The sequence below is a fragment of the Streptomyces sp. NPDC090022 genome (assembly GCF_044748145.1).
GTDB lineage: Bacteria > Actinomycetota > Actinomycetes > Streptomycetales > Streptomycetaceae > Streptomyces.
On record NZ_JBIVFN010000017.1, the window covers coordinates 1 to 25,897 of the forward strand.

20 protein-coding genes are annotated in these 25,897 nt (G+C 74.1%); 7 read left to right on the plus strand and 13 right to left on the minus strand.

Annotated features, from left to right (window positions below; genetic code table 11):
* Window positions 1-232: 232 nt before the first annotated feature.
* Window positions 233-1,168, minus strand: a complete 936-nt coding sequence (locus tag ACIPXB_RS25630; protein WP_401453723.1) for an EamA family transporter — start codon at window positions 1,166-1,168, stop codon at window positions 233-235.
* 47 nt (window positions 1,169-1,215) lie between these two features.
* Complete coding sequence (locus tag ACIPXB_RS25635) at window positions 1,216-4,032, minus strand: FAD-binding and (Fe-S)-binding domain-containing protein (RefSeq protein ID WP_401453724.1); 2,817 nt, start codon at window positions 4,030-4,032, stop codon at window positions 1,216-1,218.
* Between the two features lie 70 nt (window positions 4,033-4,102).
* On the opposite strand from ACIPXB_RS25635, the gene serC reads away from it, so the two are divergent.
* Together serC and ACIPXB_RS25645 are read left to right on the plus strand one after the other, a co-directional pair.
* Window positions 4,103-5,221, plus strand: coding sequence for a phosphoserine transaminase (gene serC, locus ACIPXB_RS25640; protein ID WP_401453725.1), 1,119 nt, complete (start codon window positions 4,103-4,105; stop codon window positions 5,219-5,221).
* A 196-nt stretch (window positions 5,222-5,417) separates the two neighbouring features.
* Window positions 5,418-8,573 (plus strand): sacsin N-terminal ATP-binding-like domain-containing protein, encoded by a 3,156-nt coding sequence (locus ACIPXB_RS25645; protein ID WP_401453726.1) that lies wholly within the window; start codon window positions 5,418-5,420, stop codon window positions 8,571-8,573.
* 80 nt (window positions 8,574-8,653) lie between these two features.
* Here the strand turns inward: ACIPXB_RS25645 and ACIPXB_RS25650 are convergent, their stop codons facing one another.
* The 3 genes from ACIPXB_RS25650 to ACIPXB_RS25660 form a co-directional block, all read right to left on the minus strand.
* The gene (locus tag ACIPXB_RS25650; RefSeq protein ID WP_401453727.1) at window positions 8,654-10,105 is read right to left on the minus strand and encodes an MFS transporter; all 1,452 of its coding nucleotides are present in this window, start codon (window positions 10,103-10,105) and stop codon (window positions 8,654-8,656) included.
* Window positions 10,106-10,120: 15 nt separating this feature from the next.
* Window positions 10,121-12,604 carry an HAD-IC family P-type ATPase gene (locus ACIPXB_RS25655; RefSeq protein ID WP_401453728.1) on the minus strand — a complete coding sequence of 828 codons (2,484 nt, stop codon included), beginning with the start codon at window positions 12,602-12,604 and terminating at the stop codon, window positions 10,121-10,123.
* Between the two features lie 144 nt (window positions 12,605-12,748).
* On the minus strand, window positions 12,749-13,048 hold the full coding sequence (locus ACIPXB_RS25660; protein WP_401453729.1) for a DUF2530 domain-containing protein: 300 nt from the start codon (window positions 13,046-13,048) through the stop codon (window positions 12,749-12,751).
* Window positions 13,049-13,189: 141 nt separating this feature from the next.
* On the opposite strand from ACIPXB_RS25660, the gene ACIPXB_RS25665 reads away from it, so the two are divergent.
* The gene (locus tag ACIPXB_RS25665) at window positions 13,190-14,644 is read left to right on the plus strand and encodes an NCS2 family permease (RefSeq protein WP_401453730.1); all 1,455 of its coding nucleotides are present in this window, start codon (window positions 13,190-13,192) and stop codon (window positions 14,642-14,644) included.
* Window positions 14,645-14,665: 21 nt separating this feature from the next.
* Here ACIPXB_RS25665 and ACIPXB_RS25670 read toward each other — a convergent pair whose 3' ends face one another.
* Window positions 14,666-14,848 carry a hypothetical protein gene (locus ACIPXB_RS25670; RefSeq protein WP_031146958.1) on the minus strand — a complete coding sequence of 61 codons (183 nt, stop codon included), beginning with the start codon at window positions 14,846-14,848 and terminating at the stop codon, window positions 14,666-14,668.
* 133 nt (window positions 14,849-14,981) lie between these two features.
* Between ACIPXB_RS25670 and ACIPXB_RS25675 the strand changes: the two genes are divergently transcribed.
* From ACIPXB_RS25675 to thpR, 3 genes are all read left to right on the plus strand, one after another.
* Window positions 14,982-15,419, plus strand: a complete 438-nt coding sequence (locus tag ACIPXB_RS25675; protein ID WP_401453731.1) for a MarR family winged helix-turn-helix transcriptional regulator — start codon at window positions 14,982-14,984, stop codon at window positions 15,417-15,419.
* A 39-nt stretch (window positions 15,420-15,458) separates the two neighbouring features.
* Window positions 15,459-16,940, plus strand: coding sequence for an MFS transporter (locus tag ACIPXB_RS25680; protein ID WP_401453732.1), 1,482 nt, complete (start codon window positions 15,459-15,461; stop codon window positions 16,938-16,940).
* Window positions 16,941-17,081: 141 nt separating this feature from the next.
* Window positions 17,082-17,660: an RNA 2',3'-cyclic phosphodiesterase gene (thpR, locus tag ACIPXB_RS25685; RefSeq protein ID WP_401453733.1), complete on the plus strand. Its 579-nt coding sequence runs from the start codon at window positions 17,082-17,084 to the stop codon at window positions 17,658-17,660.
* 216 nt (window positions 17,661-17,876) lie between these two features.
* Here the strand turns inward: thpR and ACIPXB_RS25690 are convergent, their stop codons facing one another.
* From ACIPXB_RS25690 to ACIPXB_RS25700, 3 genes are all read right to left on the minus strand, one after another.
* Complete coding sequence (locus ACIPXB_RS25690; protein WP_401453734.1) at window positions 17,877-18,869, minus strand: aldo/keto reductase; 993 nt, start codon at window positions 18,867-18,869, stop codon at window positions 17,877-17,879.
* A 61-nt stretch (window positions 18,870-18,930) separates the two neighbouring features.
* The gene (locus tag ACIPXB_RS25695) at window positions 18,931-19,488 is read right to left on the minus strand and encodes a Uma2 family endonuclease (RefSeq protein WP_401453869.1); all 558 of its coding nucleotides are present in this window, start codon (window positions 19,486-19,488) and stop codon (window positions 18,931-18,933) included.
* On the minus strand, window positions 19,431-20,114 hold the full coding sequence (locus tag ACIPXB_RS25700) for a GDSL-type esterase/lipase family protein (protein ID WP_401453735.1): 684 nt from the start codon (window positions 20,112-20,114) through the stop codon (window positions 19,431-19,433). Before ACIPXB_RS25700 ends, ACIPXB_RS25695 begins: the two co-directional genes overlap by 58 nt.
* Before the next feature lie 86 nt (window positions 20,115-20,200).
* On the opposite strand from ACIPXB_RS25700, the gene ACIPXB_RS25705 reads away from it, so the two are divergent.
* Window positions 20,201-21,289 carry a WD40 repeat domain-containing protein gene (locus ACIPXB_RS25705; protein ID WP_401453736.1) on the plus strand — a complete coding sequence of 363 codons (1,089 nt, stop codon included), beginning with the start codon at window positions 20,201-20,203 and terminating at the stop codon, window positions 21,287-21,289.
* Between the two features lie 30 nt (window positions 21,290-21,319).
* On the opposite strand, the gene ACIPXB_RS25710 is transcribed toward ACIPXB_RS25705, so the two are convergent.
* The 4 genes from ACIPXB_RS25710 to ACIPXB_RS25725 all read right to left on the minus strand — a co-directional run bounded on the left by ACIPXB_RS25710 (window position 21,320) and on the right by ACIPXB_RS25725 (window position 25,893).
* Window positions 21,320-21,790, minus strand: coding sequence for a Rieske (2Fe-2S) protein (locus ACIPXB_RS25710; RefSeq protein WP_401453737.1), 471 nt, complete (start codon window positions 21,788-21,790; stop codon window positions 21,320-21,322).
* A 140-nt stretch (window positions 21,791-21,930) separates the two neighbouring features.
* A complete protein-coding gene (locus ACIPXB_RS25715) occupies window positions 21,931-23,127 on the minus strand; it encodes an ATP-grasp domain-containing protein (RefSeq protein ID WP_401453738.1) in 1,197 nt (398 codons plus the stop codon).
* A 157-nt stretch (window positions 23,128-23,284) separates the two neighbouring features.
* Window positions 23,285-24,547, minus strand: coding sequence for an MFS transporter (locus ACIPXB_RS25720; RefSeq protein ID WP_401453739.1), 1,263 nt, complete (start codon window positions 24,545-24,547; stop codon window positions 23,285-23,287).
* The gene (locus tag ACIPXB_RS25725) at window positions 24,544-25,893 is read right to left on the minus strand and encodes an ATP-grasp domain-containing protein (RefSeq protein WP_401453740.1); all 1,350 of its coding nucleotides are present in this window, start codon (window positions 25,891-25,893) and stop codon (window positions 24,544-24,546) included. The genes ACIPXB_RS25720 and ACIPXB_RS25725 overlap by 4 nt, the downstream gene beginning before the upstream one ends.
* Window positions 25,894-25,897 lie beyond the last annotated feature (4 nt).

A 25,897-nucleotide genomic window follows, 5' to 3' on the forward strand; every position in this document is an offset into this window, starting at 1 on the left:
GCGGGCCGGTACGGCGGGCCGTCGACCCCTGGTCCGCGGAGGGCGGGCGCGGGCTGCTGATCGTGGCGGCCCTGGCCGTGGCCTGGGGGGTGGGGAGGGTGGTGGCCCACAGGCCCCAGCCGGGCCTCTCTTGAGCTTGCGGATCGAGCCGTTCGGCTCGTCCCGCTGCCACTGGCGCGCCACAGCCTGCCAGCCCCACACCACCCCTACGGGCCGTTCAGCAGACGAGCCCCTATCGCTTCTCCCTGCGCCCCGCCTGCGAGCGCACCGCGCCCATGCTCGCCGCGATCACCAGGGCGATCGCCAGGGCGTCCGTCGTCGACATCGCCTGGTGCAGGATCACGAAGCCCGCCGTGGCCGCGATGGCCGGTTCGAGGCTCATCAGGATGGCGAACGTCGGTGCCGGGAGGCGGCGCAGCGCCAGGAGTTCCAGGGTGTACGGCAGGACCGAGGACAGCACCGCCACGCCCACGCCCAGCGCCAGCGTGCTCGGGACCAGCAGGGCCGGGCCCGCCTCCATGACGCCGAGCGGCAGGCTGAGCACGGCCGCGACCACCATGGCCAGCGCCAGCCCGTCCGCCTGCGGGAAGCGCCGGCCCGTACGCGCGCTGAAGACGATGTACGCCGCCCACATCGCGCCCGCGCCCACCGCGAAGGCCGCGCCGACCAGGTCGAGGGAGCCGAACCCCCCGCCGTGACCGGACAGCAGGACCACGCCCGCCAGGGCGAGGCCCGCCCAGAGCAGGTTCACCAGCCTCCGGGAGACGATCACCGACAGCGCGAGCGGACCCAGCACCTCCAGGGTGACGGCAGGCCCCATGGGAATGCGGTCGATCGCCTGGTAGATGAAGCCGTTCATCCCGGCCATCGCCACGCCGAAGGCGACGACCGTGCCCCAGTCGGCGCGCGAGTAGCCCCGTACCTTCGGGCGGCAGACCAGGAGCAGCACCACCGCGGCCGCCGCGAGGCGCAGCGTCACCACGCCCGCCGCGCCCGCGCGCGGCATGATCAGGACGGCGAGCGCGGCGCCGAACTGCACCGAGACGCCCGCCGCGAGCACCAGCCCCACCGGCCCGAGACGCGCGGGGCCGCGGCCGCGCTCGGGCAGCGGGAGCGGCAGGGCGGCGGGGGAGGCGGGGGCGGGGGTTGGGCTGGGGGTGGTGCTCATTGCTTCAGGTTAAGGGGTCGGTAAGGAATGATTCGCCGCGTTCCGCCTTACACCGCCCCCGGCCCCTCCGGCCCCTCCGGCCCCTCCGGCTCCCCCGTCGCCCCCGGCTCCTCCTCCAGCGCCTCCGCCAGCAGTTCCGCCAGGTGCCGGGCCCGGCGGCCGGCCAGCTGGGCGATCTGGGTACGGCAGGAGAACCCGTCCGCCAGGACGGCGGCCGCGGGCGCGGCCGCGCGCAGCGACGGCAGCAGCTGTTCCTCCGCGCACGCGACCGACACCTCGTAGTGCCCGGGCTCGAAGCCGAAGTTTCCCGCCAGTCCGCAGCAGCCGCCGCTCAGCTCGCCCACGAGCCCGGCCCGTTCGCGCAGCCGGCGCTCGGCCGCGTCACCCAGGACGGCGTGCTGGTGGCAGTGGGTCTGGCCGACGACCGGGCGGTCCAGGCGCGGTGGCCGCCACCGCGGGGCGCGCTCCTCCAGGACCTCGGCGAAGGTCCGTACGGCCGCCGCGAGCCGGGCAGCGCGGGGATCACCGGGAAGCAGCGCGGGCAGGTCGGTCCGCAGGGCCGCCGCACAGCTCGGTTCGAGGACGACGACCGCTTCCGGCACCCCCCGGTCCCCCGCCGCCACGTCCAGCGTCCGCCGCAGCACCTTCCGGGCCCGGTCCAGGCGGCCCGTGGAGACGTACGTCAGCCCGCAGCACACCGGGCCCGCCGGCAGCGCGACCTCGATCCCGGCCGCGCCGAGGACCCGTACCGCCGCCCGGCCGGCCTCGGGGGCGAAGTACTCCGTGAAGGTGTCCGGCCACAGCAGCACCCCGGCGTCGGCGCGGGGCCGGGTCCGCATCCCCCGCGTGAACGTCTCCTCCGCCAGCCGTGGCAGGTCCCGTTCCCGCGCCACCCCCGCCAGTCGCCCGGCCCCCGGCAGCCTGGCCAGCCCGTTGATCACACGGGCCGCACGGGCCGCCCGTAGCGCCGCCACCACGCGCAGCCAGCCGGGCAGGCCGCCCATCGAGTAGTGCGCGAGCGGCCGGAGGCGGCCGGCCCAGTGGCGGTCGAGGAACTCGGCCTTGTAGGCGGCCATGTCGACGCCCACCGGGCAGTCGCTGCGGCACCCCTTGCACCCCAGGCACAGGTCGAGGGCCTCGGCGACCTCCGCCGAGCGCCAGCCGTCCGTGATGATCTCGCCCGCGAGCATCTCGTGCAGCAGCCGCGCCCGCCCCCGGGTGGAGTGCCGTTCCTCCCGCGTCACCCGGTACGACGGGCACATCACCCCCGTGCCGGGCCCGGTGGCCGTCGTCCGGCACTTGGCGACCCCCACGCACCGCACCACCTCCCGCGCGAGCCCGCCGCCCCCGCCGCCCTCACCAGGGGCGCCCCGCAGCACCTCGAACCGGAGGTTCTCGTCCAGCCGCGCCGGCCGGGCGAGCATGCCGGGGTTCATGCCGCCCGCCGGGTCCCACAGGTCCTTGTACGCGCCGAAGAGCCGGACGGCCTCCGCCCCGTACATCCGGGGCAGCAGCTCGGCCCGGGCCTGCCCGTCCCCGTGCTCCCCGGACAGCGAGCCGCCGTGCGCGACGACCAGGTCCGCGAGCTCCTCCGAGAAGACGCGGAAGCGCCGCACCCCCTCCTCCGTCACCAGGTCGAAGTCGATGCGGACGTGCACGCACCCCTCGCCGAAGTGCCCGTACGGCGTCCCGTGCAGCCCGTGCGCCGCCAGCAGGGCACGGAACTCCTTCAGGTACGCCCCCAGCCGCGCCGGTGGCACCGCGCAGTCCTCCCAGCCCGGCCAGGCCGCACCGCCGCCGGGCAGCAGGGTCGCGGTCCCGGCCGCGTCCTCCCGGATCCGCCACAGCGCGCGCCGGGCCGCCGGGTCGGCGACCACGGCCGCGTCGAGGGCGTCGGCGGCCCGGACGACGGACCGCGCCGCCCCCTCGTCGGGCATCTCGACGAACAGCCACGCGCCCCCGCGCGGCAGCCCGCCGCCATGCCCCCGCACCAGGTCCGCCGCCATGCCCTCCACCGTCAGCGGCCGGTACGGCAGCAGCCCGGCGGCCGCGTCCGCCGCCACCGACTCGTCGGCGTACCCGAGGACCGCGAGCACCGGCGCGCGCGGCGCTTCGACCAGGCGCACGACCGCCTGTGTCACCACCCCGAGTGTCCCTTCGCTTCCACAGAACGCGCGGGCCGCCTCCACCCCGCGCTCGGGCAGCAGCGCGTCCAGCGCGTAGCCCGAGATGCGGCGGGTCATCCCCGCGCGGGCCATGCCGGTCCGGATCGTCGCCAGGTTCCCCGCGACCAGCTCCGCGAGGCCGGCCGGAGCGCCGTCCCAGCCGGTCGCCAGGCGGTGCGAGGTGCCGCCGTACGCGAGGACGTCCAGCTCGGCGACGTTGTCGGCGGTGGTGCCCCAGGCCACCGAGTGGGCCCCGCAGGCGTTGTTGCCGATCATCCCGCCGAGCGTGCAGCGCGCGTGCGTGGACGGGTCGGGGCCGAAGGTCAGCCCGTACGGGCGGACGGCGGCGAGCAGGTCGTCCAGCACCAGGCCGGGCTGGACCACGGCGGTACGGGCCTCGGCGTCCACCGCCAGGACGGCCGCCATGTGCCGGGTGAAGTCCAGCACCACGCCCACGCCCGTCGCCTGCCCGGCGATCGAGGTCCCGCCGCCGCGCGGGACGACCGGGACCCCGGCCTCCCGGCACACCCGCAGTGTCGCGGCGACGTCCTCCGCGTCGCGCGGCGCGACCACGCCCAGCGGCACCCGCCGGTAGTTGGACGCGTCCATGGTCACCAGCGCCCGCGCCGCCGCACCGAAATCCACCTCGCCGCGCACCTCGGCACGCAGCGCCCGCTCAAGACCGGTCACGCCTCCCATCCTGCCCCTCGTCGTCTCATCGGGTGGACGCGCTGCCGGGGCGCGCGTGCGGACCCGCTACGCTCCGCACGTGGCTGAGATCCAGATTCCCGCTGACATCAAGCCCGCCGACGGACGCTTCGGCGCGGGCCCCTCCAAGGTGCGGACCGAGGCGCTGGACGCGCTGGCCGCCACCGGAACCTCCCTGCTCGGAACCTCGCACCGCCAGGCCCCGGTCAAGAACCTGGTCGGCTCGGTGCGGCAGGGCATCCGGGACCTCTTCTCGCTGCCCGAGGGGTACGAGGTGATCCTGGGCAACGGCGGCTCCACCGCCTTCTGGGACATCGCGACGCACGGGCTCATCGAGCAGAAGTCGCAGCACCTGACCTTCGGCGAGTTCTCGTCCAAGTTCGCCAAGGCCGCCAAGCTGGCGCCGTGGCTGGACGAGCCGTCCGTCATCTCCTCCGAGCCGGGCACCCACCCCGACCCGAAGGCCGAGGCGGGCGTGGACGTGTACGCGTTCACGCACAACGAGACCTCCACGGGTGTCGCAGCGCCGCTGAAGCGGGTCGCGGGTGCCGACGAGGGCGCGCTGGTGCTGGTGGACGCGACCTCGGGGGCCGGTGGTCTGCCGGTGGACATCACCGAGACCGACGTCTACTACTTCGCCCCGCAGAAGTCGTTCGCCTCGGACGGCGGCCTGTGGCTGGCGGCGTTCTCCCCGGCGGCCCTGGAGCGCGCGGCCCGCGTGCACGGTTCCGGCCGGCACGTCCCGGAGTTCTTCTCGCTGCCGACCGCGATCGACAACTCGCTGAAGAACCAGACGTACAACACCCCGGCCCTGGCCACCCTCTTCCTGCTGAACCAGCAGCTGGAGTGGCTCAACGGCCAGGGCGGCCTGGAGTTCGCGACCGGCCGTACGGCGGCCAGCGCGGCGCACCTGTACGGGTGGGCGGAGGCGTCGAAGTACGCGAGCCCGTTCGTCGCGGACCCCGCGAAGCGGTCGTCGGTCATCGGCACGATCGACTTCTCGGACGACATCGACGCGGCGGCCGTCGCCAAGGCGCTGCGCGCCAACGGCATCGTGGACACCGAGCCGTACCGCAAGCTCGGCCGCAACCAGCTGCGCGTGGCGATGTTCCCGGCGATCGACCCGGCGGACGTCCAGGCGCTGACGGCCTGCGTCGACTACGTGATCGAGCAGCTCTGACGGTCGTCCGCGACCGACGCGGCCGCCGTCGGCCGGCCCGCGCCTGACGGCCACGGCCCCGGTGGTGTCCTCACCACCGGGGCCGTGCCGTTCCCGGGCGGGCCGGCGGACGGCGCGCGGCGCGGTACTGCCCACCGGCTGAGCCCGCGGCCACCGGCCGCGATACCTTCGGGATCCCAGATCAAGGAGGCAGCACGTGAGCGTGCGAGTGACGGCAGCCCCGGGCGGCGTCGACCCCTTCGGCACGGCCAGGTTGCGGCGCGGGGTGCTCGACGCGTGGGCGGCCTCGCCCGCCCGGTTCCGCGAGGACGCCAACGCCGAGGAGGACCTGGCACTCGGCGGCTACCGGGACCGGCTCGTGGTCGAGCTGGCGCAGAACGCCGCCGACGCCGCCGCCCGCGCCGGGGTGCCCGGCCGGCTCCGGCTCACCGTGCACCCGGTCGAGGGCGGGCACCCCGTGCTCGCCGCCGCCAACACCGGCGCCCCGCTGGACGCCACCGGCATGGAGTCCTTGAGCACCCTGCGGGCCTCCGCCAAGCGGGAGCCGGCCGCCGGTGCGGACGCGCAGTCCGTGGGCCGGTTCGGCGTCGGCTTCGCCGCCGTCCTCGCCGTCTCCGACGAGCCCGCCGTGCTCGGCCGGCACGGCGGCGTCCGCTGGTCCCTGGCCGAGGCCCGTGAACTGGCCGCCGAGACCGCCCGGTTCAGCCCCGGTCTCGGTGACGAGCTGCGCCGCCGCGACGGCCACGTGCCGCTGCTGCGGCTGCCGCTGCCCGCCGAGGGGACGGCGCCCGAGGGCTACGACACCGTGGTGGTGCTGCCGCTGCGCGACGCCGCCGCCGAGGACCTGGTCCGCCGGCTGCTCACCGGGATCGACGACGCCCTGCTGCTGACCCTGCCCGGGCTGGCCGAGCTGGTGGTCGAGACCCCCGAGGGCGTCCGTACCCTGACCCGCCGCACCGACGGCGCGTTCACCGTCATCGACGACAGCGCCGCCGGCCAGGTACGCCACTGGCGCACCGTCCGCCACCACGGCACCCTCGACCCCGCGCTGCTCGCCGACCGTCCGGTGGAGGAGCGGCTGCGCCCGTACTGGACCGTGTCCTGGGCGGTGCCCGTGGACGCCGAGGGCGCACCGGTGCGCCCGGAGACCGCGCCCGTGGTGCACGCGCCCACCCCGACCGACGAGCCGCTGGGCGTCCCGGCGCTGCTGATCGCCAGCCTGCCGCTGGACACCGCCCGCCGGCACCCGGCGCCGGGGCCGCTGACCGACTTCCTGGTGGAGCGCGCCGCCGAGGCGTACGCCGAACTGCTCGGCGCCTGGCGGCCGGTCAGCACCGCCCTGGTCGACCTGGTGCCCGGCGCGCTGGGCCGGGGCGCGCTGGACGGCGCGCTGCGCGAGGCGATCCTCCAGCGGCTGCCGCGGACGGCCTTCCTCGCGCCGGCGGCGCCGTCGGAGGAACTGGTCGCGCTGCGCCCGTTCGAGGCCGAGGTCGTCGAGGGCGCCGGCGCGGAGACCGTACAGGTACTCGCCGATGTCCTGCCCACGCTGCTGCCGGCGGGCCTGGAGCGGCGCTCCGAGCTGCGCGCGCTGGGGGTCGGCCGGCTGTCGCTGGGCGACGCGATCGAGCGGATCGCGGGCATCGACCGGGCGCCGCAGTGGTGGTACCGGCTCTACGACTCGCTGGCCGGGGTGGACCCCGACCGGCTGACCGGGCTGCCCGTACCGCTGGCGGCGGAACCCGCCGGCGAGGGCGAGCCCGTCGCCGGCCCGGTCCGCGTCGCGATCGGGCCCCGGCACATCCTGCTGCCCGGCCCGGACACCCCGGCCGGGCTCACCCGGATCGGCCTGAAGATCGCGCACCCGGACGCCGCGCACCCGCTGCTGGAGAAGCTCGGCGCGGTCGCGGCCAACCCGCGGGCGGTGCTGACCACCCCGCAGGTACGGGCCGCCGTCGCGGCGTCCCTGGACGCCGGAGAGGTCTGGGACGAGGAGGCCTTGGACCCGGAGGAGCTGGCCGAGCTCGTCCTCGGCCTGGTCCGGGACGCCGGCCTGGAACCCGGTGACGAGCCGTGGCTGGGCGCCCTGGCCCTGCCCGACGAGGACGGCGAGCTCGTCCCGGCGGGTGAACTCCTGCTGCCCGGGAGCCCGTTCGCGGCGGTCGTCCGCGAGGACGAGCTCGGCTTCGTGGACGGCGAACTGGCCGCACGCTGGAGCGAGCAGACACTGACGGCCGTCGGCGTGCTGGCCGGCTTCCAGCTGGTACGGGCCACCGACGTGGTCCTGGACCCGGACGAACTGGAACCGCGCGAGGGGGACTTCGCCGAGCCGGACGACGCGGGCCTGCTGGACGCGGTCGACGTGTGGTGCGAGGACGTCCTGGACCAGCTGCCCGAGGGCCCGGTGCCGCCGGTCGCCACCGAGCTGGTCGCCGTACGGGACCTGGACCTGGTCGACGACGACTGCTGGCCGCAGGCCCTCGCCCTGCTCGCGCAGCCGCCGCTGCGCGACGCGCTGACCCAGCCGGTGCGGGTGCTGCTGCCGGACGGCACGACGCAGAGCGTGCGCCCGTACACCGCGTGGTGGCTGCGCGACCACCCGGTCCTGGACGGCCGGCGGCCGGCCGGGCTGCGGGCGGCGGGCGGCGATCCGCTGCTGGAGGGCCTGTACACGGCGGCCGACGCCACCGGCTTCGAGGACGAGCAGGTCCTGCGGGCGCTGGGCGTACGGACCTCGGTGGCCGCCCTGCTGGACGAGCCCGGTGGTGCGGCGGAGCTGCTGGCCCGGCTCGCGGACCCGGAGCGGGAGGTGACCGGGCGTCAGCTGCACGCGCTGTACGGGGCGCTGGCCGACCTGGATCCCGAGCAGGTCACGCTGCCCGACGAGCTGCGCGCGGTGGTCGACGGCGAGGTGGTCGTGGTGGACGCGGCCGAGGCGCTGGTGGCCGACGCGCCCGACCTGCTGCCGCTGACGGCGGGCCTGGCCCTGCTGCCGGTGGCCCCGGCGCGGGCGGCGGACCTGGCGGACCTGCTCCAGGTGCGGCGGCTGTCGCAGACCGTACCGGCGGAGGTGACCACGCCGGGCGAGGAGCACGAGGTCCCGGAGTCGGTACGGATCCTGCTGGGTCCGGCCACCCCCGAGACGTACCTGGAGCACGAGGAACTGATCGCGGGCGGCGTCGAACTGGACTGGCGCCGCACCCCGGACGGCACCCTGCACGCGGCCACGCTGGAGGGCGTGGCGGCGGGCCTGGCCTGGTCGGCGGGCCAGTGGCCGCGCCGCTTCGAGGTGGCCGCCCTCCTGGAGGACCCCTCCCGCACCACGGAACTGGCCCGCGACCGCTGGTTCGACTAACGGCCGGCACCCCCGCCCACCCGAAGCCCGTGGGGCGGGCGGGGTGCGTTCACCATGTGCCGCCACGGGCGGCGGCACCGTCAGCAGCGGCGGGGCTGGTACGGGACCGGGGGCGGGAGCGGGAGCGGGAGGGAGGGGGCCGGGCAGCGGGGGCAGGCCGCTGCCAGGGTGAGGGCGATGCCGGCCGCCACCACGAACAGGGCCCGGCTGATGCCGTCGGCGGTGGCCGTGCGCAGCTGCTCGCCGGTCAGGCCGTCGAGACCGGCCGTCGCGATCAGGACGAGGACGGCGAGGCCGACCGCCGCGCCCACGCCCGAGCCGGTGGAGGCGATGCCGGAGGCGGTGCCCTGGTCGCGGTCGGGGACGCCGGTGGCGGCGGTGATGAACATGGCGGTGAAGACGATGCCGTCGCCGGCGCTCAGCACCACCAGGCCGGGGATCAGTTCCGCGTACGAGCCGTCCGGGCCGATGGCCAGACCGAGGGCGACGGCGCCGAGCGCGCCGGCTGCGAGGGCGGCGCTCAGGGTGGTGCGGAGGCCGAAGCGTGTCACCAGGCGGCCCGCCGCCGTGGAGCCGGCGACCACCACCGCCGTGGGCAGGAGGAAGGCGGCGCCGGTCCGCAGGGCGTCGTAGCCGAGGACGTCCTGGAAGTAGAGGGACAGGAAGTACAGCACCGAGCCGAACGTCGCCATGAACATGAACGCGATGACCACGCCGGTCACCAGGTTCGGGTTGGCGAGCAGCCGCGGCGGCACCAGCGGGTCCGGGCTGCGCCGCTCGATGACGGCGAACGCCGCGAGCAGCAGCAGGCCCGCCAGTACGGCGGTGAGGAAGCCGGGCGAGGTCCAGCCCAGCGCCGGGCCCTGGACCAGCGCGAACACGATCAGGGTGACGCCCGCCGTGACGCTGAGCGCGCCGGGCAGGTCGAAGGTGCGGCCCCGTTCGCGCGGGCCGTCCGGGGGGATCACCACGAAGGTGAGCAGCAGCGCGGGTCCGGCCAGGGCGACGTTCACCAGGAACACCGCCTCCCAGCCGAAGGCCTGCGTGAGCAGGCCGCCGAGCAGCACTCCGATCACCAGGCCCGCGGCTCCCGCGCCGCCCCAGATCCCCAGGGCGCGGTTGCGCGCCCGGCCCTCGGCGAAGGTGGTGTTGATCAGGGCGAGGGTGGTGGGGAAGACGAGGGCGCCGCCGAGCCCCTGGACCGCGCGGGCGGCGAGCAGCGTCCCGGGCACGGTCGCGAGGCCGCCGGCGAGCGCCGCCGCGGCGTACAGCGCGAGGCCCGTGGCCAGCACGCGCCGCCGGCCGAGCAGGTCGGCGGCGCGCCCGCCGAAGAGCAGGAACCCGGCCGAGGTCACGGCGTAGGCGCTGATGACGGCCTGGAGCGTCTGCGCGGAGTAGCCCAGGTCCCGGGCGATGTCGGGGAGCGCCACCACGACGATGTACTGGTCGAGCGAGACGATCAGCATCGCGAAGGACAGCAGGGCGAGGACCGCCGTCGCCGCCCCCCGGTCCCGGCCCCGTTCCCTGCGCATGGCGGGCCCGGCCGCCTACGCCGGGAACCTGCGGTCGACCCAGCGGAAGGTGAACTCGATCAGGGCCGCGGCCGCCGCCGCGATGCCGACGGCCGTCCACGGCATGATCGTCCCCACCAGCTTGAGCTCGAAGAACTCCTGCAGCCACGGCACCACCAGGACGATCAGGAAGCACAGCCCCATCGCGCCGACGAGCCCCACCCGCCACCACGTGTACGGCCGGGCGATGATCGCCAGCACCCACATCGACGTCAGGAACAGCGTCAGCGTCGCCGCGCTGGTCTCGGCCTGAAGCGCTTCCGGCCCCGTGTAGTGGGCGCGTGCCACCAGGTACGTCACGAAGGTGGCCACCGCCGCGATCGCGCCGCCCGGGATCGCGTACCGCATCACCCGTTTGACGAAGTGCGGCTGGGCGCGCTCCTTGTTGGGGGCCAGCGCCAGGAAGAAGGCGGGCACGCCGATGGTGAGCGTGGACAGCAGCGTCAGGTGGCGCGGCAGGAAGGGGTACTCGACCTGCGAGCAGACCACCAGGATGGCCAGGAGGACGGAGTAGACCGTCTTGGTGAGGAAGAGCGTGGCGACGCGGGTGATGTTGCCGATGACCCGGCGGCCCTCGGCGACCACCGAGGGCAGGGTCGCGAAGCTGTTGTTGAGGAGGACGATCTGCGCGACGGCGCGGGTCGCCTCCGAGCCCGAGCCCATCGACACGCCGATGTCGGCGTCCTTGAGCGCGAGGACGTCGTTGACGCCGTCGCCGGTCATCGCGACCGTGTGCCCCCGGGACTGCAGGGCGCCGACCATGTCCCGCTTCTGCTGCGGGGTGACCCGGCCGAAGACGCTGTTGCGGTCCAGCTCCTCGGCCATCTCCTGCTGGTCGGAGGGCAGCCGGCGGGCGTCGACGGTGTTCTGCGCACCCGGCAGGCCGAGCTTGCCGGCCACCGCCGAGACGGAGACGGCGTTGTCGCCGGAGATGACCTTCGCGTGGACCTTCTGCTCGTCGAAGTAGCGCAGGGTGTCGGCGGCGTCGGGCCGCAGCCGCTGTTCCAGGACCACCAGGGCGGTGGGCCGGACGCCGCCGGCGACCTCGGGGTCGTCCAGCTCGCGGGTGGAGCGGGCCAGCAGCAGCACGCGCAGGCCCTGCTCGTTGAGGGAGTCGATCTCCTCCAGGGCGGGGTCGCCGGAGGGCAGCAGCACGTCGGGGGCGCCCAGCAGCCAGGTGGAGTTCTCGCCGTCGCCCTCGCTGAAGCTGGCGCCGCTGTACTTGCGGGCGGAGGAGAAGGGCAGCGACTCGGTGCAGCGCCACTCCTCGCTGTCCGGGTAGGCGTCGATGATCGCCTGGAGGCTGGCGTTGGGGCGCGGGTCGGACTCGCCGAGCGCGCCGAGCACCTTCCGTACGTACGCCGGGTCCGCGCCGCCGAGCGGGCGGAGCTCGGTGACGTCCATGCCGCCCTCGGTGAGGGTGCCGGTCTTGTCCAGGCAGACGACGTCGACACGGGCCAGGCCCTCGATGGCGGGCAGCTCCTGGACCAGGCACTGCTGGCGGCCGAGGCGGACGACGCCGATGGCGAAGGCGACGGAGGTGAGCAGGACCAGGCCTTCGGGGATCATCGGGACGATGCCGCCGACGGTGCGGGCGATGGAGTCCTTGAGGTTGTTCTCCTTGACGACCAGCTGGCTGATGATCAACCCGATCGAGGTCGGGATCATCATCCAGGTGACGTACTTGAGGATGGTGGAGATGCCGGAGCGCAGCTCGGAGTGGACGAGGGTGAAGCGGGAGGCCTCTTCGGCGAGCTGGGCGGCGTAGGCCTCGCGGCCGACCTTGGTGGCGGTGAACGCGCCGCCGCCGGCGACCACGAAGGAGCCGGACATGACCTGGTCGCCGGGCTTCTTCAGGACCGGGTCGGCCTCGCCGGTGAGCAGGGACTCGTCGATCTCCAGGCCGTCGGCCTCGCCGACGACGCCGTCGACGACGACCTTGTCGCCGGGTCCGAGTTCGATGACGTCGTCGAGGACGATCTCGGAGGTGGAGATCTCGGCGGTGCGGCCGTCGCGGCGCACGCTGGGTTTGGCCTCGCCGATGACGGCCAGCCCGTCGAGGGTCTTCTTGGCGCGCAGTTCCTGGATGATGCCGATGCCGGTGTTGGCGACGATCACGAAGCCGAAGAGGCTGTCCTGGATCGGCGCGACGATCAGCATGATCACCCAGAGGACGCCGATGATGGCGTTGAAGCGGGTGAAGACGTTGCCCCGGATGATGTCGGCGGTGGAGCGGCTGCTGCGGACGGGGACGTCGTTGACGGCGCCGCGCGCGACGCGTTCGGCGACCTCGGCGGTGGTCAGGCCGCCGGGCTTGAACCGGGGCAGGGGCGGTTTGACGGGGTGTACGGGGTCGAGCTCGGCGCCCGCGTCGATGGCCGGGCCGCCGGACGAGCCACCGGACGGGCCGGGGTCGCGCCGCTCGGGTCCGTCGTGGTCGATCTTCGCCCGCTGCGTCATGGTTCCGACGGTAAGCGGCGTTCGAACGGTTCACCCGCCGAGCGGTCGGAAGATCCGACTTCAGGATGAGACGAATCGTTCCCGGGTAGCGCCCGGGGTGGGGCCTCGCACGGCACCCCGGGTAGTGCGTGTGCCGGACAGCTCCTAGCCGATCCGGCCCTGGGCGCCGTCGCCGTCGCCGCCGCCGGCCGCCTCCCGCTCCGCCGCGTGCCGCTTGAGGGCGGCTTCGCGCGAGCGGACGTACCAGATGCCGATGAGGCCGAGCACGCCGCCGGCGGCGCAGGTCCACACCCACCACAGCAGGTCGCGGTCGGCGAACCAGCCGTAGAAGGGGAGCTGGACGAGGAACATGGCGAACCAGAGGATCGTGCCGCCGGTGATGGTGGCGACGACGGGCCCCTCCAGGGGCTCGGGCGCCTCGTGCGTGGGGGTCCATTTCGCCATGGCGCCCAGTCTAGGCGGCCGGATTTGCCATCTACGCGCGGAGATGGACGCCACTTCGTTCATGTGTTCATACTGAAACGGTTTGCCTCTGACGGGTTTCGCTCGTACGAACCCACTAAACGAACCACTTTTGAGGACCGAATGAGCACCTCGGCCCCCGCGCCCACGGCCACCACCCCGGAACCTTCCCCCCAGGACCCTTCCGCGCTGGACCGTTACTTCAAGATCTCGGAGCGCGGCTCGACCCTGGCCCGCGAGGTCCGAGGCGGTTTCGCCACCTTCTTCGCGATGGCCTACATCATCGTGCTGAACCCGATCATCCTCGGCAGCGCGAAGGACATGTACGGCCACCAGCTCGACGGCGGCCAGCTGGTCACCGCCACCGTGCTGACCGCCGCGTTCACCACGCTCCTCATGGGGGTCATCGGCAACGTCCCGATCGCCCTCGCGGCCGGCCTCGGCGTGAACACCGTCGTCGCCCTCCAGCTCGCCCCGCGCATGAGCTGGGCGGACGCGATGGGCATGGTGGTCCTGGCCGGTTTCGTGGTGATGCTGCTGGTCGCCACGGGCCTGCGCGAGCGGGTCATGAACGCCGTACCGCTGGGCCTGCGCAAGGGCATCGCGATCGGCATCGGCCTGTTCATCATGCTGATCGGCCTGGTGGACGCGGGCTTCGTCTCGCGCATCCCGGACGCCGCGCACACCACCGTGCCGCTCCAGCTCGGCGGCAACGGCCACCTGCACGGCTGGCCCGTCCTGATCTTCGTCCTCGGCGTGCTGCTCACCCTCGCCCTGCTGATCCGCAAGACCCCGGGCGCGATCCTGATCTCGATCGTCGCCATGACGGGTGTCGCCGTCGCCGTCCAGCTGCTGGCGGACCTGCCGGGCCAGGCCTGGGGCCTGACCGTGCCCGAGTGGCCGGGCAACCCGGTGGCCGCGCCCGACTTCGGCCTCGTCGGCCAGGTCAGCCTCTTCGGCGGCTTCGAGAAGGTCGGCCTGCTCACCGGCTGCCTCTTCGTCTTCACCGTGCTGCTGTCCTGCTTCTTCGACGCGATGGGCACCATCCTCGGCGTCGGCGACGAAGCCAAGCTGATGGACGAGGACGGCAACTTCCCCGGCATCAACAAGGTGCTGCTGATCGACGGCCTGGCCGTCGCCTCGGGCGGCGCGACCTCGTCGTCGGCCACCACCTGCTTCGTGGAGTCCACCGCCGGCGTCGGCGAGGGCGCCCGTACCGGCCTCGCGAACGTCGTCACCGGCGGCCTCTTCGCCGTGGCGCTCTTCCTGACGCCGCTGGCCACCATGGTCCCCTCCCAGGCGGCGACGCCGGCGCTGGTCGCGGTCGGCTTCCTGATCCTGGCGGGCTCGGTGAAGGACATCGACTGGAGCGACTTCACCATCGCCGTCCCGGCCTTCCTGGCCATGGTGATGATGCCCTTCACCTACTCGATCACCAACGGCATCGGCATCGGCTTCATCAGCTTCTGCGCGCTGCGCGCCGCGACCGGCCGGGGCCGCGAGGTCCCGGTGGCCATGTACGTGGTGTCGGCGGTGTTCCTCTTCTACTACGCGATGCCGGCCCTCGGCCTCACGTAGCGGCTCCGTCACCCGCCCGGCCTACGTCAGGCCGTAGAACTTCTCCGTCTCGTCGACCGCCGCCTTGAAGCGTTCGTCGAAGTCGTCGCGAATGAGCGTCCGGACCACATAGTCCTGGACGCTCATTCCGCGTTTTGCGGCATGAGTCCGGAGCCGCTCCAGAAGCTCCCCGTCTATGCGCATGCTCAGCACATGTGTCCCCATGGCGAAAGAGTCGGGGCTGGAGGTGCGTACGCGGGTCGCTTTCGGGCCGCGGCTCACCCGTACGAGTGACCTTGCGCATACCCCGTCGAAACCCGGTTTTCCTTAGACAGGGTAATGAGTTAATCTAAAGAACATGCGTGACCTTTCCCATGGCGACGACGCTGCCGCCGTGAACGATCTCCGCTCGGCCATCATGCGGCTGGGCCGGCGCCTGAAGCACCAGCGCGTCGACGAATCGCTGAGCCCGACCGAGATGTCGGTCCTGGGCACCCTGGCCCGCTGCGGCCGCGCCACCCCCGGTGAGCTGGCCCGTCGCGAGCACGTCCAGCCGCCGTCCATGACGCGCATCGTCGCGTTGCTGGAGGCCAAGGGACTGGTCAAGCTGGAACCGCATCCGGACGACCGCCGCCAGAAGGTGGTCAGCCAGACGGAGGAGGCCGAGGCGATGCTCGAGGAGAGCCGTCGCAAGCGCAACGCCTTCCTGGCCCGGCTCGCGGAGGAGCTCGACGAGGACGAGTGGGCCAAGCTGCGCGAGGCCGCACCTGTCCTGGAGAAGCTCGCGCACCTGTAGCGCACCTGTAGGACGTACGACGCGAGGAGGCGAGAGCCCTTGAGTACGGGAAACGGAGCAGACTCCGCACCCGGCCAGATATCCACCCCTGCTACTTCATCATCCGGTGCCACCGCATCGCCTGATGCGCCGGCATCAACCGCTCCACCCGCAAGACCCGCTTCACCTGCCACACCCGCTTCACCTGCCACACCCGCTTCACCTGCCACACCTGCCACACCCGCGACACCCGCCAAGCCCAGGAAGTCGACGTTCAGCTCGCTGAGGATCCGCAACTACCGGCTCTTCGCGATGGGACAGCTCGTCTCGAACACCGGCACCTGGATGCAGCGCATCGCACAGGACTGGCTGGTCCTGTCGCTGACCGGCTCCGCCTCCGCCGTCGGCATCACGATCGCCCTGCAGTTCCTGCCGATGCTGCTCTTCGGCCTCTACGGCGGCGTCCTGGCCGACCGGCTGCGCAAGCGGCCGCTGCTGATCGCCACCCAGACGGCGATGGGCCTGACCGGTGTCGCCCTGGCCGTCCTGACCCTGACGGGCCACGTCCAGGTCTGGCACGTGTACCTGACCGCCTTCCTCCTCGGCATGGTGACGGTCGTCGACAACCCGGCGCGGCAGTCGTTCGTGACCGAGATGGTCGGACCGGAACAGCTGGCGAACGCGGTCAGCCTGAACTCGGCGAACTTCCAGTCCGCGCGGCTGGTCGGACCGGCGGTGGCAGGCCTGCTGATCACGGCGGTCGGCTCGGGCTGGGCCTTCCTGCTCAACGGCCTGTCCTTCGTCGCGCCCGTCACCGGCCTGCTGCTGATGCGCGCGCACGAACTGCACCCGGTCGCCAAGGCGCCGCGCGCCAAGGGCCAGCTGCGGGAGGGCCTGCGGTACGTGTCCGGGCGCCCGGAGCTGATCTGGCCGATCGTGCTGGTGGGCTTCATCGGAACGTTCGGCTTCAACTTCCCGATCTGGCTGACGGCGTTCACGGACGACGTCTTCCACGCGGACGCGGGAACGTACGGCCTGTTCAACACGCTGATCGCGGTGGGCTCCCTGGCGGGCGCGCTGCTGGCCGCCCGGCGCGGCCACGCGCGGCTGCGGCTGCTGGTCGCGGCGGCCGTGCTGTTCGGAGCGCTGGAGCTGGCGACGGCCTTCGCGCCCGGCTTCTGGCTGTTCGCGGCGCTGCTGGTGCCGATCGGCATGTTCGGCCTGACGGTCAACGTCGTGGCGAACTCCAGCGTGCAGATGGCCACCGACCCCGAGATGCGGGGCCGGGTGATGGCCCTGTTCATGATGGTCTTCACCGGCGGTACGCCGCTGGGCGCGCCCCTGGTGGGCTGGGTGACCGACACCTACGGCGCACGCGTCGGCATGGCGGCGGGCGGCGCGGTGTCCCTGGCCGCGGCGGCGGCGATCGCCCTGGTCCTGGCCCGCGTGGGCAATTTCCGCCTCAGCCTGGACCGGCACGGCGTCCGGGTGGTCCACCGCCACGTCCCGGCCCGCCCCGGCGAGCTGGCGGCGGTCGCCTGACCCCCGTTCCCGGGGTGCGCCCGGACGCCGCGCGGGCCGTCCGGCCCGCCGGCGTCCGGAGCGTCGCCGCGGGGCCGGCATCCGCCGGGCCGGGGCCCGCGACCGGCCCCGTACCCCGGCGCCGCGCCCTAGGGTCGCCCCATGAGACTGTTTGCCGCTGTGCTGCCGTCCACGGCAGCCATGGAGGAACTCCGCCTCGCGCTCGCCGCACCCGGCCTGCCGGCCCCCCAAGCCCTTCGCTGGACCTCCCGCCCCGGCTGGCACTTCACGCTCGCCTTCATGGGGGAGGTCCGCGACGAGGTGCTCCCCGAGCTCCACGCCCGCCTGGAGCGGGCCGCCCACCGCACCGCCCCCTTCCCGCTGCGCCTCCACGGCGTCGGCCACTTCGGCCACCGGTCCCTGTGGACCGGCGCCGCCGGGGACCTCGACGCGCTGCGGATGCTCGCCGAGCGGGCCGACGCCGCCGCCCGCCGGGCCGGGGTGCCGATGGAGCAGCACCGGCGGTACACGCCCCACCTGACCCTGGCCCGGGCCCGCGAGGCGGGCGGCGCCGACCTGCGCCCGTACCTGGAGGCGCTCGCGTCCTTCGAGGGCACGCCCTGGCAGGTCGCCGAGCTGAGCCTGGTCCGCAGCCACCTGCCCACCAGCGGCGTCCCCGGCGAGCAGCCCCGGTACGAGGTCGTGGGCGCCTGGCCGCTGACCGGCCCGGAGCGGCCGTGAGGTACGCCACGGGCCCAGCCCCCGCGCACGGGGGCCGGGCCCGGCCGCGTTACGCTCGACGGGTGGATCCCAAGACCAGAAACCGCGTGATGGCGGGCGTACTCGTGCTGATGTTCGTCGTCGTGGCCGCGGCCTCCGCCCTCAAGTAGCGACCGGGTCCTGGACCTGCGCCTGAGCCCGGGCCCGGACCTGCGCCCGGACCCGGCCCGGCCCGGCCTACCAGGCGAACGCCTCCGGCGACGCCCCCGGCCCGGGGAAGATCTCCTCCAGGCCCGTCAGCAGCTCCTCGCTCAGCTCCAGCTCCAGCGCCCGCAGCGCGCTGTGCAGCTGCTCCGGCGTCCGCGGGCCGACGATCGGGCCGGTGACCCCGGGCCGCGTCAGCAGCCAGGCCAGCGCGGTCTCGCCGGGTGCCAGGCCGTGCTTGTCGAGCAGGTCCTCGTACGCCTGCACCTGCGCGCGTACGGAGGTGTTGGCGAGCGCGTCCGCCGACCGGCCCGACGCGCGGCGGCCGCCCTCACTCTCCTTCTTGATGACGCCGCCGAGCAGCCCGCCGTGCAGCGGGGACCAGGGGATGACGCCCAGCCCGTACTCCCGCGCGGCCGGGATGACCTCCATCTCCGCGCGCCGCTCGGCGAGGTTGTACAGGCACTGCTCGCTGACCAGGCCGACCATCCCGCGGCGGGCGGCCGTCTCGTTGGCCTGGGCGATCTTGTAGCCGGGGAAGTTCGAGGAGCCCGCGTAGAGGACCTTGCCCTGCTGGATCAGGACGTCGACGGCCTGCCAGATCTCCTCGAAGGGGGTGTTCCGGTCGACGTGGTGGAACTGGTAGAGGTCGATGTGGTCGGTGCGGAGCCGCGTGAGGCTCGCCTCGACCGCCCGGCGGATGTTGAGCGCGGAGAGCCGGTCGTGGTTGGGCCACGGCTCCTGCCCGTCGCCGGCCATGTTCGCGTACACCTTGGTGGCCAGCACGGTCTTGTCCCGCCGGCCGCCCCCCTGGGCGAACCAGGACCCGATGATCTCCTCGGTCCGGCCCTTGTCGTCACCCCAGCCGTAGACGTTGGCGGTGTCGAAGAAGTTCAGCCCTGCGTCGAGGGCGGCGTCCATGATCGAGTGGCTGGTGGGTTCGTCTGTCTGCGGACCGAAGTTCATCGTGCCGAGAACGAGTCGGCTGACCTTGAGTCCGGTGCGTCCGAGCTGCGTGTACTTCATGGCGCACAAGCCTTCTGCTTCGAGTGCACTCGAAGCAAGTGCCCCGCGCGAAGCGGGCGCTTCAGTCCCTCGGGAAGCCGTCCGTAGCGAGCGTGAGGTCCAGCGGGGTCTTGGTCAGGTCGATGTCCACGCCGAAGGCGACCCGCACGTCCTGCGTGTACTCGCCGTCCTCGGGGAGGGTGTGGACGACGCACTTGCCGGTGTAGGGGTCCACGATGAGGTAGACGGGCACTCCGGCGGTGGCGTACGCGGTCTTCTTCGGGCCGTAGTCGTTCATCCCGGTGCCCTTGGAGATCACCTCGGCGATGAACTCCACGTCCGCGTAGTCCCCGTGCCCCTTGGCATCCTGCACGGCGTCGTCCCGGAGCTTGGCGACATCCGGGCAGAAGGCGTTGCGGTGGCCGGGGAAGTCGATGCGCACGTCCGACTTCACCTTCACGTCGTCTCCGAATCGCCGTTCCAGCGCCCGGACGATGCAACGGATGATCTCCCAGTGCGTGTCCCGCTGCGGAACAGGCCCGGCGCCCCGGACACGGAGGCGGGGCGCGGGGAGCGGGGCGGTCAGTGGCCGGTGTACGGGCCGCCCAGGTCCCAGGCCTGGTGGAGGGCCGAGGCGAATTCGGCGGCCAGGCGGTGTTCGCCCGAGGCGTTGGGGTGGGTGCCGTCGTAGGTGTCGCGGTGGATGTCGTAGCCCTCGGGGCGGGCCGCCAGGAGGAGTGGGGAGGCGTCCGTCGAGAGGTCGGCGACCGCCTTCGCCAGCAGCTCGTTGAAGCGGGCGACCTCGGCCGCGAAGGGGGCGTCGGCCTCGGCGCGGCTGTTGGGGATGACCGGGAGCAGGACCATCCGTACGGCCGGGCGGGCCTCGCGCGCGGCCGCCACGAAGCGGTGGACGTTGGCCGCGGTCTGGTCGGCGTCGGTGTAGAAGCCGAGGTCGATCAGGCCGAGCGAGACCAGGAGCACGTCGGCCTTGTGGGCGGCGGCGGCCGGGCCGATGAGCGGGGCCATGTGCTGCCAGCCCTCGCCCCAGCCGGCCAGGTGGCGGCGGGCGCCGTCGGGGAAGGCGGGGTCGGCGTAGTCGTGGCTGACCGGCGCGTCGGCGAAGGTGTCGTAGACCTCGCAGCGCGGGCCGACGATCTTGTACGGCCCGCCGAAGGTCGCGTTGAGGTGCTGCCACATCCGGTAGCGCCAGGTGTAGTCGCCGGCGCGTCCGATGGTCATGGAGTCGCCGACGAACATGAAACGCATCCGGTCATCATCGCGGATCGGGCGCGGCACGCTGCTGTGATGCCGGACACGCCGATCATGGCGGGGTGGCCTGGCACGCTTGGGGCATGCGCCCGTTGCCGCCTGTTCCGCCCGTCGTGTCCCCGCGGTCCGCCGCGTCCGCCGTGTCCGCCGTCGTCCTCGGCGCCGTGGGCGCCCTGGTGCTCGCCGGATCCCCGGCCGCCGTCGCGGCCGAGGGGGCGTCGGCCGGGGCGCCGTCGTCGTTCACGATCGCGGACCCCCGCATCACGGAGTCCAGCGGCCTGACGGCCAGCAAGGTCCACCCGGGCGTGTACTGGACGCACAACGACAGCGACGACGGCCCGTACGTCTACGGCGTGGACGCGGCCACCGGACAGACGGTGGCCCGGATCACCCTGACCGGCATCGGCACCCCGCGCGACGTCGAGGCGGTCTCGCTCGGCCCCGACGGCCAGCTGTACCTCGGCGACATCGGCGACAACCGGGGCGGCACCTGGGAACACGTCTGGATCTACCGCTTCCCCGAACCCGAACGGCTCGGCGACCAGACCGTGAAGGCGACCCGGTTCACGGTGCGGTACGCCGACGGCCCGCGCGACGCCGAGTCGCTGATGGTGCATCCGGTGACCGGGCGCGTGTACATCGCGAGCAAGGACAAGGAGAAGGGCGGGCTGTACGAGGGCCCGGAGAAACTGACGGCCGGCGGGGCCTCGAACGTGTTCCGGCGGGTCGCCGACGTGCCGTGGGTGACGGACGGGGCGTTCTCGCCGGACGGCACCCGGCTGACGCTGCGCGGCTACCTGCTGGCGCGGACGTACCCCTGGAAGGACGGCCGGCCCGAGGGCGAGGGCGAGCGGGTGGACGCGCCGTGGCAGGGGCAGGCGGAGTCGGTGACGTACTCGGCGGACGGCTCGACGCTGATGTTCGGCGCCGAGGGCACGAAGAGCCAGGTCGTGGCCATCCCGGTGCGCGCCGCCGCCGCGCCCGGCACGTCGGGCGCGGCGGGCGCGTCGGGCGCGTCGGGCGGGCAGCCCGCCGCCCCCGGCGCGGCCCCGTCGGCGCCCGCCGGGAAGGGCGGGAACGTCACGCTGGGGGCGCTGGTGCTGGCGGGGGCGGCGGTGCTGCTGCTGGGCGGCAAGCGGCTCCTGGGGCGGCGCGGGGCCGACCGGTCCTAGCGACGGCGCCGGGCCGGCCGCGAAAGCGGCTCAGGCCAGGGTGATCTTGTCCCCCTCGACCTTGATCTTCTGGGCGGCCAGCGGACGGGTGGCGGGGCCGCTGTCGACGGAACCGTCGGCGACCTTGAACAGGCTCTGGTGGCAGGGGCAGACGATCTTCCCGTCCGTCACGGAGGTCACGGCGCAGCCCTGGTGGGTGCAGACGGCGGAGAAGGCCTTGAACTCGCCGGCCTTGGGCTGGGTGACGACGATCTTCTGGTCCTTGAAGATCTTTCCGCCGCCCACCGGGATGTCGGCGGTCTGTGCGAGCGCTTTCCCGCCCGGCGCCGGCGCGCCGGCGGAGGCCGGGGCCTCCGGAGCGCCGGTCGCGGGGGCGTCGGCACCGGGGACGGTCTTGCCGCCCTGGTCCCCGCCCTGACCGCCGCATCCGGCCAGGGCGGTGCCGGCGAGTGCGGCGGCGGAGGCGGCGAGGACGGTACGGCGGGGCGTGCTGTCGGCCATGCGAAGTCTCCTTGTGTGGTCCCGGGAGTGGACTCTGAGGTCAACACGTCACTTTGGCAAGACCGGTTCACAGGACCGGCCCGGCGTTTCCGGTCCAGGTTCCTCCGAACGCACCGGAGAGCGGCGCGTGTGCCGGCCGGTCAGCTCCGTACGGAGATCCGCAGCCGTTCCGCCACGAACTTCAGCGCGTCCTCCCGCTCCGCCACCGAGTCCGCCCGCACCAGGACGTGCCCCAGCCGCTGGGAGGACGACGTCAGCCGGCCCACCGTGTCCCCGGGCCCCTTGCGCAGCGCGACGCGGACGACCGCCGGGTGGGCGGCGACCTCCTCGGCCCCGTCGACCGCGGTGACGGTGCCCGGCGCGCAGGTCGGGAAGTACGTCGCCGCGTACGCGACGGGCTCGGTGCGCACCAGATCCCCCAGCGGCAGCCCGAGGGCGAGCCGGACCACGGCCTCGTGCAGGTCGAAGCCGTACGTCAGGCCGACCGCCTCGGCCAGGAAGTCGCCCGGGGTGCGCACGGCGACCTCCATCAGGACCGGGCCGTCCACGCCCACCCGGAACTCCAGGTGGACCAGCCCGGTCCGCATCCCCAGGCCGCGCAGGACACCCTCGGTCAGCGCGTCGACCCGCGCCGCGAGCACCGGGTCCTGGAAGCGGTGTCCGCAGCGGTGGGAGAGCTCCACGAAGTACGGCGGGGCGGTGGTCTCCTTCTCCGTCACGTTCTCGAACAGCACCCGGCCCTCGTGGACCAGGGCCTCCCAGCTGTACTCGGGACCCTGGACCGCCTCCTCGACCAGGATCTTGCCCTCCCCGCCCCGGCGTACGGCGATCTCCTCGGCCTGTGCGGGGGTGCTGACGAGTTCGACGCCCTCGCTGCCGCCCAGCGAGAGCGGCTTGACCACCACCGGGAGCCGCTCGGTCATCCACTTCCGGGCCGCCCCGAGCCGGGGCGCGAGCAGGAACGCGGGCTGCGGCACGCCGTACGCACCGAAACCGGTGCGCTGGAGCGCCTTGTTGCGGGAGATGACGGCGGCGTGCAGGGACGGGCCCGGCAGCCCCAGGCGGTCCTGGGCGAGGGCTCCGGCCAGGACGTGGGCCTCGGCGAAGGCGAGGACGCCGTCGGGGGTGTGCTCGGCGACCGCCCGGGTGACGCCGTCCTGCCAGGACTCGTCCAGGGCGTCGGGGACGGCGTAGTACGCGACGTCGGCGTCCTCGGGGCGGCGGGTGCCGAGGAGGGCCTCGGACTCGACCGCGCGGACCCGGACGCCCAGCCGCTTCGCGGCGTCGACGTACGGCCGGCCCATCGTGCCGACGCCGACGACCAGAAGATCTTTCACCACGCCTGTCCTCTCGCTCGGTTCTCGGTGACGCTCGGGTTCTCGGCGACGCTCGGGTTCTCGGCGACGCTCGGGTTCTCGGCGACGCTCGGGTTCTCGGCGACGCCGTGTTCTCGGTGCCGCTCGGTTCTCGGTGCCGCTCGGTTCTCGGTGCCGGTCAGTGAGGTGCGTACGCGGCGGCGGGCGCGGCCCCGGCGGCCGCCTCCCGCTGCCGTTCCAGCGCCCGCGTGACCGGCCCGGCCAGGGCGGTGGCCAGGCAGAAGACCAGGCCGAGCGCGGCCCAGCCGGCCGGGCCGGCGGCGATGACCACGCCGGTCACCAGGGCGGGGCCGACGATGCGCTGGCCGGTGTTGCCGAGGCTGAACACCGACAGGTAGACGCCCCGGCGGTCCTCGGGCGCGAACTCGTAGGAGAGGTCCCAGCCGCCGACGGCCTGCCACATCTCACCGAACGTCAGGGCCACGCAGGCCGCTGCCAGCAGCGCCCCGGCGGCCCAGGGCGGCCTGCCGTCGGCCGCTGCCAGGCCGGCGCAGCACACGGCCAGCGCGAGGCCGCCCAGCCGCAGCGCGCGGACCGCGCCGCCCGGACGTTCCGCGCCCTTGGAGACCGGCACCTGCAAGGCGATCGACAGCACGGTGTTGACCAGCACCAGCACCGGCACGAACCCGGCGGAGACCCCGGTGGCCTGCACGGCCCACAGCGGCAGCCCGACCGCCAGGATCGTGGTGTGCAGGTTGAGCACGCCGTTGAGCGCGGCCAGGGCCAGGTAGCGGCCGTCGCGGAAGCCCCTGATGGCGGTCAGCGGGCCCACCTTGCGCGCGACGGCGCCGGTGCGTACGAGGCGCAGCCGGCCGAGCATGGCCGCCGACGCGAGGAAGGCGGCCGCGGTGCCGCAGACCAGGGCGCGCAGGGCGGCGGTGCTGCCGGAGGCGAGCAGGGGCGCGGCCAGCAGGGCGCCGACGGAGAAGCCGACGTTGCGCACGGTACGGATGATGGCCATGGTGCGGGTGCGGTCGGATTCCTCGGTGGTGTCGGAGGCCACCGCCTGGGTGATGGGCATGGTGGCGCCCTCGGCCGCGGCGAGGCAGGAGGCCACGACGGTGAACCCGACGGGACCGTGCACGAGGGTCAGCGCGAGGAACCCGCCGGCCCGCCAGACCTGAAGGGCGATCAGGGTCCGCCGGGCGCCGATCCGGTCGCTGAGCGCGCCGACGGGGACGGTGGCGAGGAAGCCGGCGACGCCGGAGACGGCCAGGCCGGTGCCGATCTGCGGGGCGGAGAGCCCGGCCGAACGGATGAAGAAGACGGTGGAGCCGGCCAGGAAGAGCCCGGTGCCGACGGCGTTGATCAGGGAGATCAGCGCGAAGGTGCGGCCGGCGCGGGTGGCGGGGACGTAGTCGGAGAGCGCGATCCGCTTCACCGGCCACCACCGGGCGCGGGCGTGGTCTCGATGGTGACCAGGGCGGCGGCGGCCTCGGCGTTGCGGGCGGCCGCGGCGGCGTCCGGGCCGGTGGCGATGACGTAACCGGCGCGCTGCCAGGAGCTGGTGACGGTGTGCACGGTGTGGCCGGGCGCGACGGCCAGGTGCAGTTCGTGGACGCCGGGCGCCAGCCGTGCGGGTTCGGCCCCGCGCACGTCGGCGACCTGCCCGGCGGCGGCGCGCAGGAACCGTACGGCCGCCCCCCGGACGGCGGTCAGCGGCGGCAGCGGCACGGCGCCCCCCGCGCCCGGCCCGTGGCCCGTGTCGCTGCCGTCCAGGACGGCCAGGAGTGCCGCCAGGATGTCCGTGTCGTACGCGAGGTCGATCAGGGCGGTGATCCCGCCGCCGGGCAGCCGGCCGGCGCATTCGACCAGGTGGGGGCGGCCCTCGTGGAGGATCCACTCCGAGTGCAGCACGCCCGAGCGGAAGCCGGTGGCCGCGACCAGCACCGCCACCGCCCCGCGCAGCGCGGCGGCCTGCGGCTCCGGCAGCCCGGCCGGGAGGGTGTGGCCCGTCTCGACGGGGTGGCGGGAGTCCTGGACGGTCTTGGCGGTGATGTTGGTGAAGCCCAGCAGGCCCTCGTGGACCACGGCCTCGACGCTGACCTCGGGACCGTACAGCCGCTGCTCGACGAGGTAACGGGCGGCGTCGGGGTAGGCGGCGCGTAAGGAGGCCTCGTCGGCGGTGGTGGTGTGCGCCCAGGCGGCGGCGGTGTCGTCGGCGGCGTCGAGGACCTGCACGCCGAGGCTGGCCTGCCGGTTGGCGGGCTTGAGGACGCAGGCGCCGCCGTGCGCGGCGCGGAAGGCGTCGACGTCCTGGTGTCTTCGGGCGGGCGCCCAGGCGGGCTGGGCGAGGTCGGTGCCGGCGACCGTGGCCCGCAGCAGCGCCTTGTCCCGCAGGGCGCGGGCGGCCTTCGGGCCGGCGCCGGGCAGGCCCCAGGCCTCGGCGAGGGCGGCGGCGGCCACGACGCCGTACTCCACGACCGGGACCACGGCGCGCACGTGCGGCGGCCGGGGCACGGTGGCGACGGTCCGCTCCGGGTGCTCCTCGTCCTGGCTGGGGGCCGTGAGCAGCCCGCCCACGCAACGGTGCGTGCGCGCCAGGTCGTTGATGCCGCGCGCGGCCACGACGGCGGGCTCCTCCACGACGAGCACGCTGTTCTCGGGCAGGGCCGCGTCGAGCTTCGCCAGCATCACCGGGCTGTAGCCCACGAGCACATGGGTGATGCCGGGCGGGACGGACGGTGCCGGCGGGGCGGGCGGGACGGACGGGGCGGGCTGGGTCATGAAT

Bases quoted from the DNA above. Each gene is read 5' to 3' on its own strand.
- ACIPXB_RS25630 (WP_401453723.1), bottom strand. From the start codon at position 1,168: ATGAGCACCACCCCCAGCCCAACCCCCGCCCCCGCCTCCCCCGCCGCC.
- ACIPXB_RS25635 (WP_401453724.1), bottom strand. From the start codon at position 4,032: ATGGGAGGCGTGACCGGTCTTGAGCGGGCGCTGCGTGCCGAGGTGCGC.
- ACIPXB_RS25650 (WP_401453727.1), bottom strand. From the start codon at position 10,105: ATGCGCAGGGAACGGGGCCGGGACCGGGGGGCGGCGACGGCGGTCCTC.
- ACIPXB_RS25655 (WP_401453728.1), bottom strand. From the start codon at position 12,604: ATGACGCAGCGGGCGAAGATCGACCACGACGGACCCGAGCGGCGCGAC.
- ACIPXB_RS25660 (WP_401453729.1), bottom strand. From the start codon at position 13,048: ATGGCGAAATGGACCCCCACGCACGAGGCGCCCGAGCCCCTGGAGGGG.
- ACIPXB_RS25665 (WP_401453730.1), top strand. From the start codon at position 13,190: ATGAGCACCTCGGCCCCCGCGCCCACGGCCACCACCCCGGAACCTTCC.
- ACIPXB_RS25670 (WP_031146958.1), bottom strand. From the start codon at position 14,848: ATGGGGACACATGTGCTGAGCATGCGCATAGACGGGGAGCTTCTGGAG.
- ACIPXB_RS25675 (WP_401453731.1), top strand. From the start codon at position 14,982: ATGCGTGACCTTTCCCATGGCGACGACGCTGCCGCCGTGAACGATCTC.
- thpR (WP_401453733.1), top strand. From the start codon at position 17,082: ATGAGACTGTTTGCCGCTGTGCTGCCGTCCACGGCAGCCATGGAGGAA.
- ACIPXB_RS25690 (WP_401453734.1), bottom strand. From the start codon at position 18,869: ATGAAGTACACGCAGCTCGGACGCACCGGACTCAAGGTCAGCCGACTC.
- ACIPXB_RS25700 (WP_401453735.1), bottom strand. From the start codon at position 20,114: ATGCGTTTCATGTTCGTCGGCGACTCCATGACCATCGGACGCGCCGGC.
- ACIPXB_RS25705 (WP_401453736.1), top strand. From the start codon at position 20,201: ATGCGCCCGTTGCCGCCTGTTCCGCCCGTCGTGTCCCCGCGGTCCGCC.
- ACIPXB_RS25710 (WP_401453737.1), bottom strand. From the start codon at position 21,790: ATGGCCGACAGCACGCCCCGCCGTACCGTCCTCGCCGCCTCCGCCGCC.
- ACIPXB_RS25725 (WP_401453740.1), bottom strand. From the start codon at position 25,893: ATGACCCAGCCCGCCCCGTCCGTCCCGCCCGCCCCGCCGGCACCGTCC.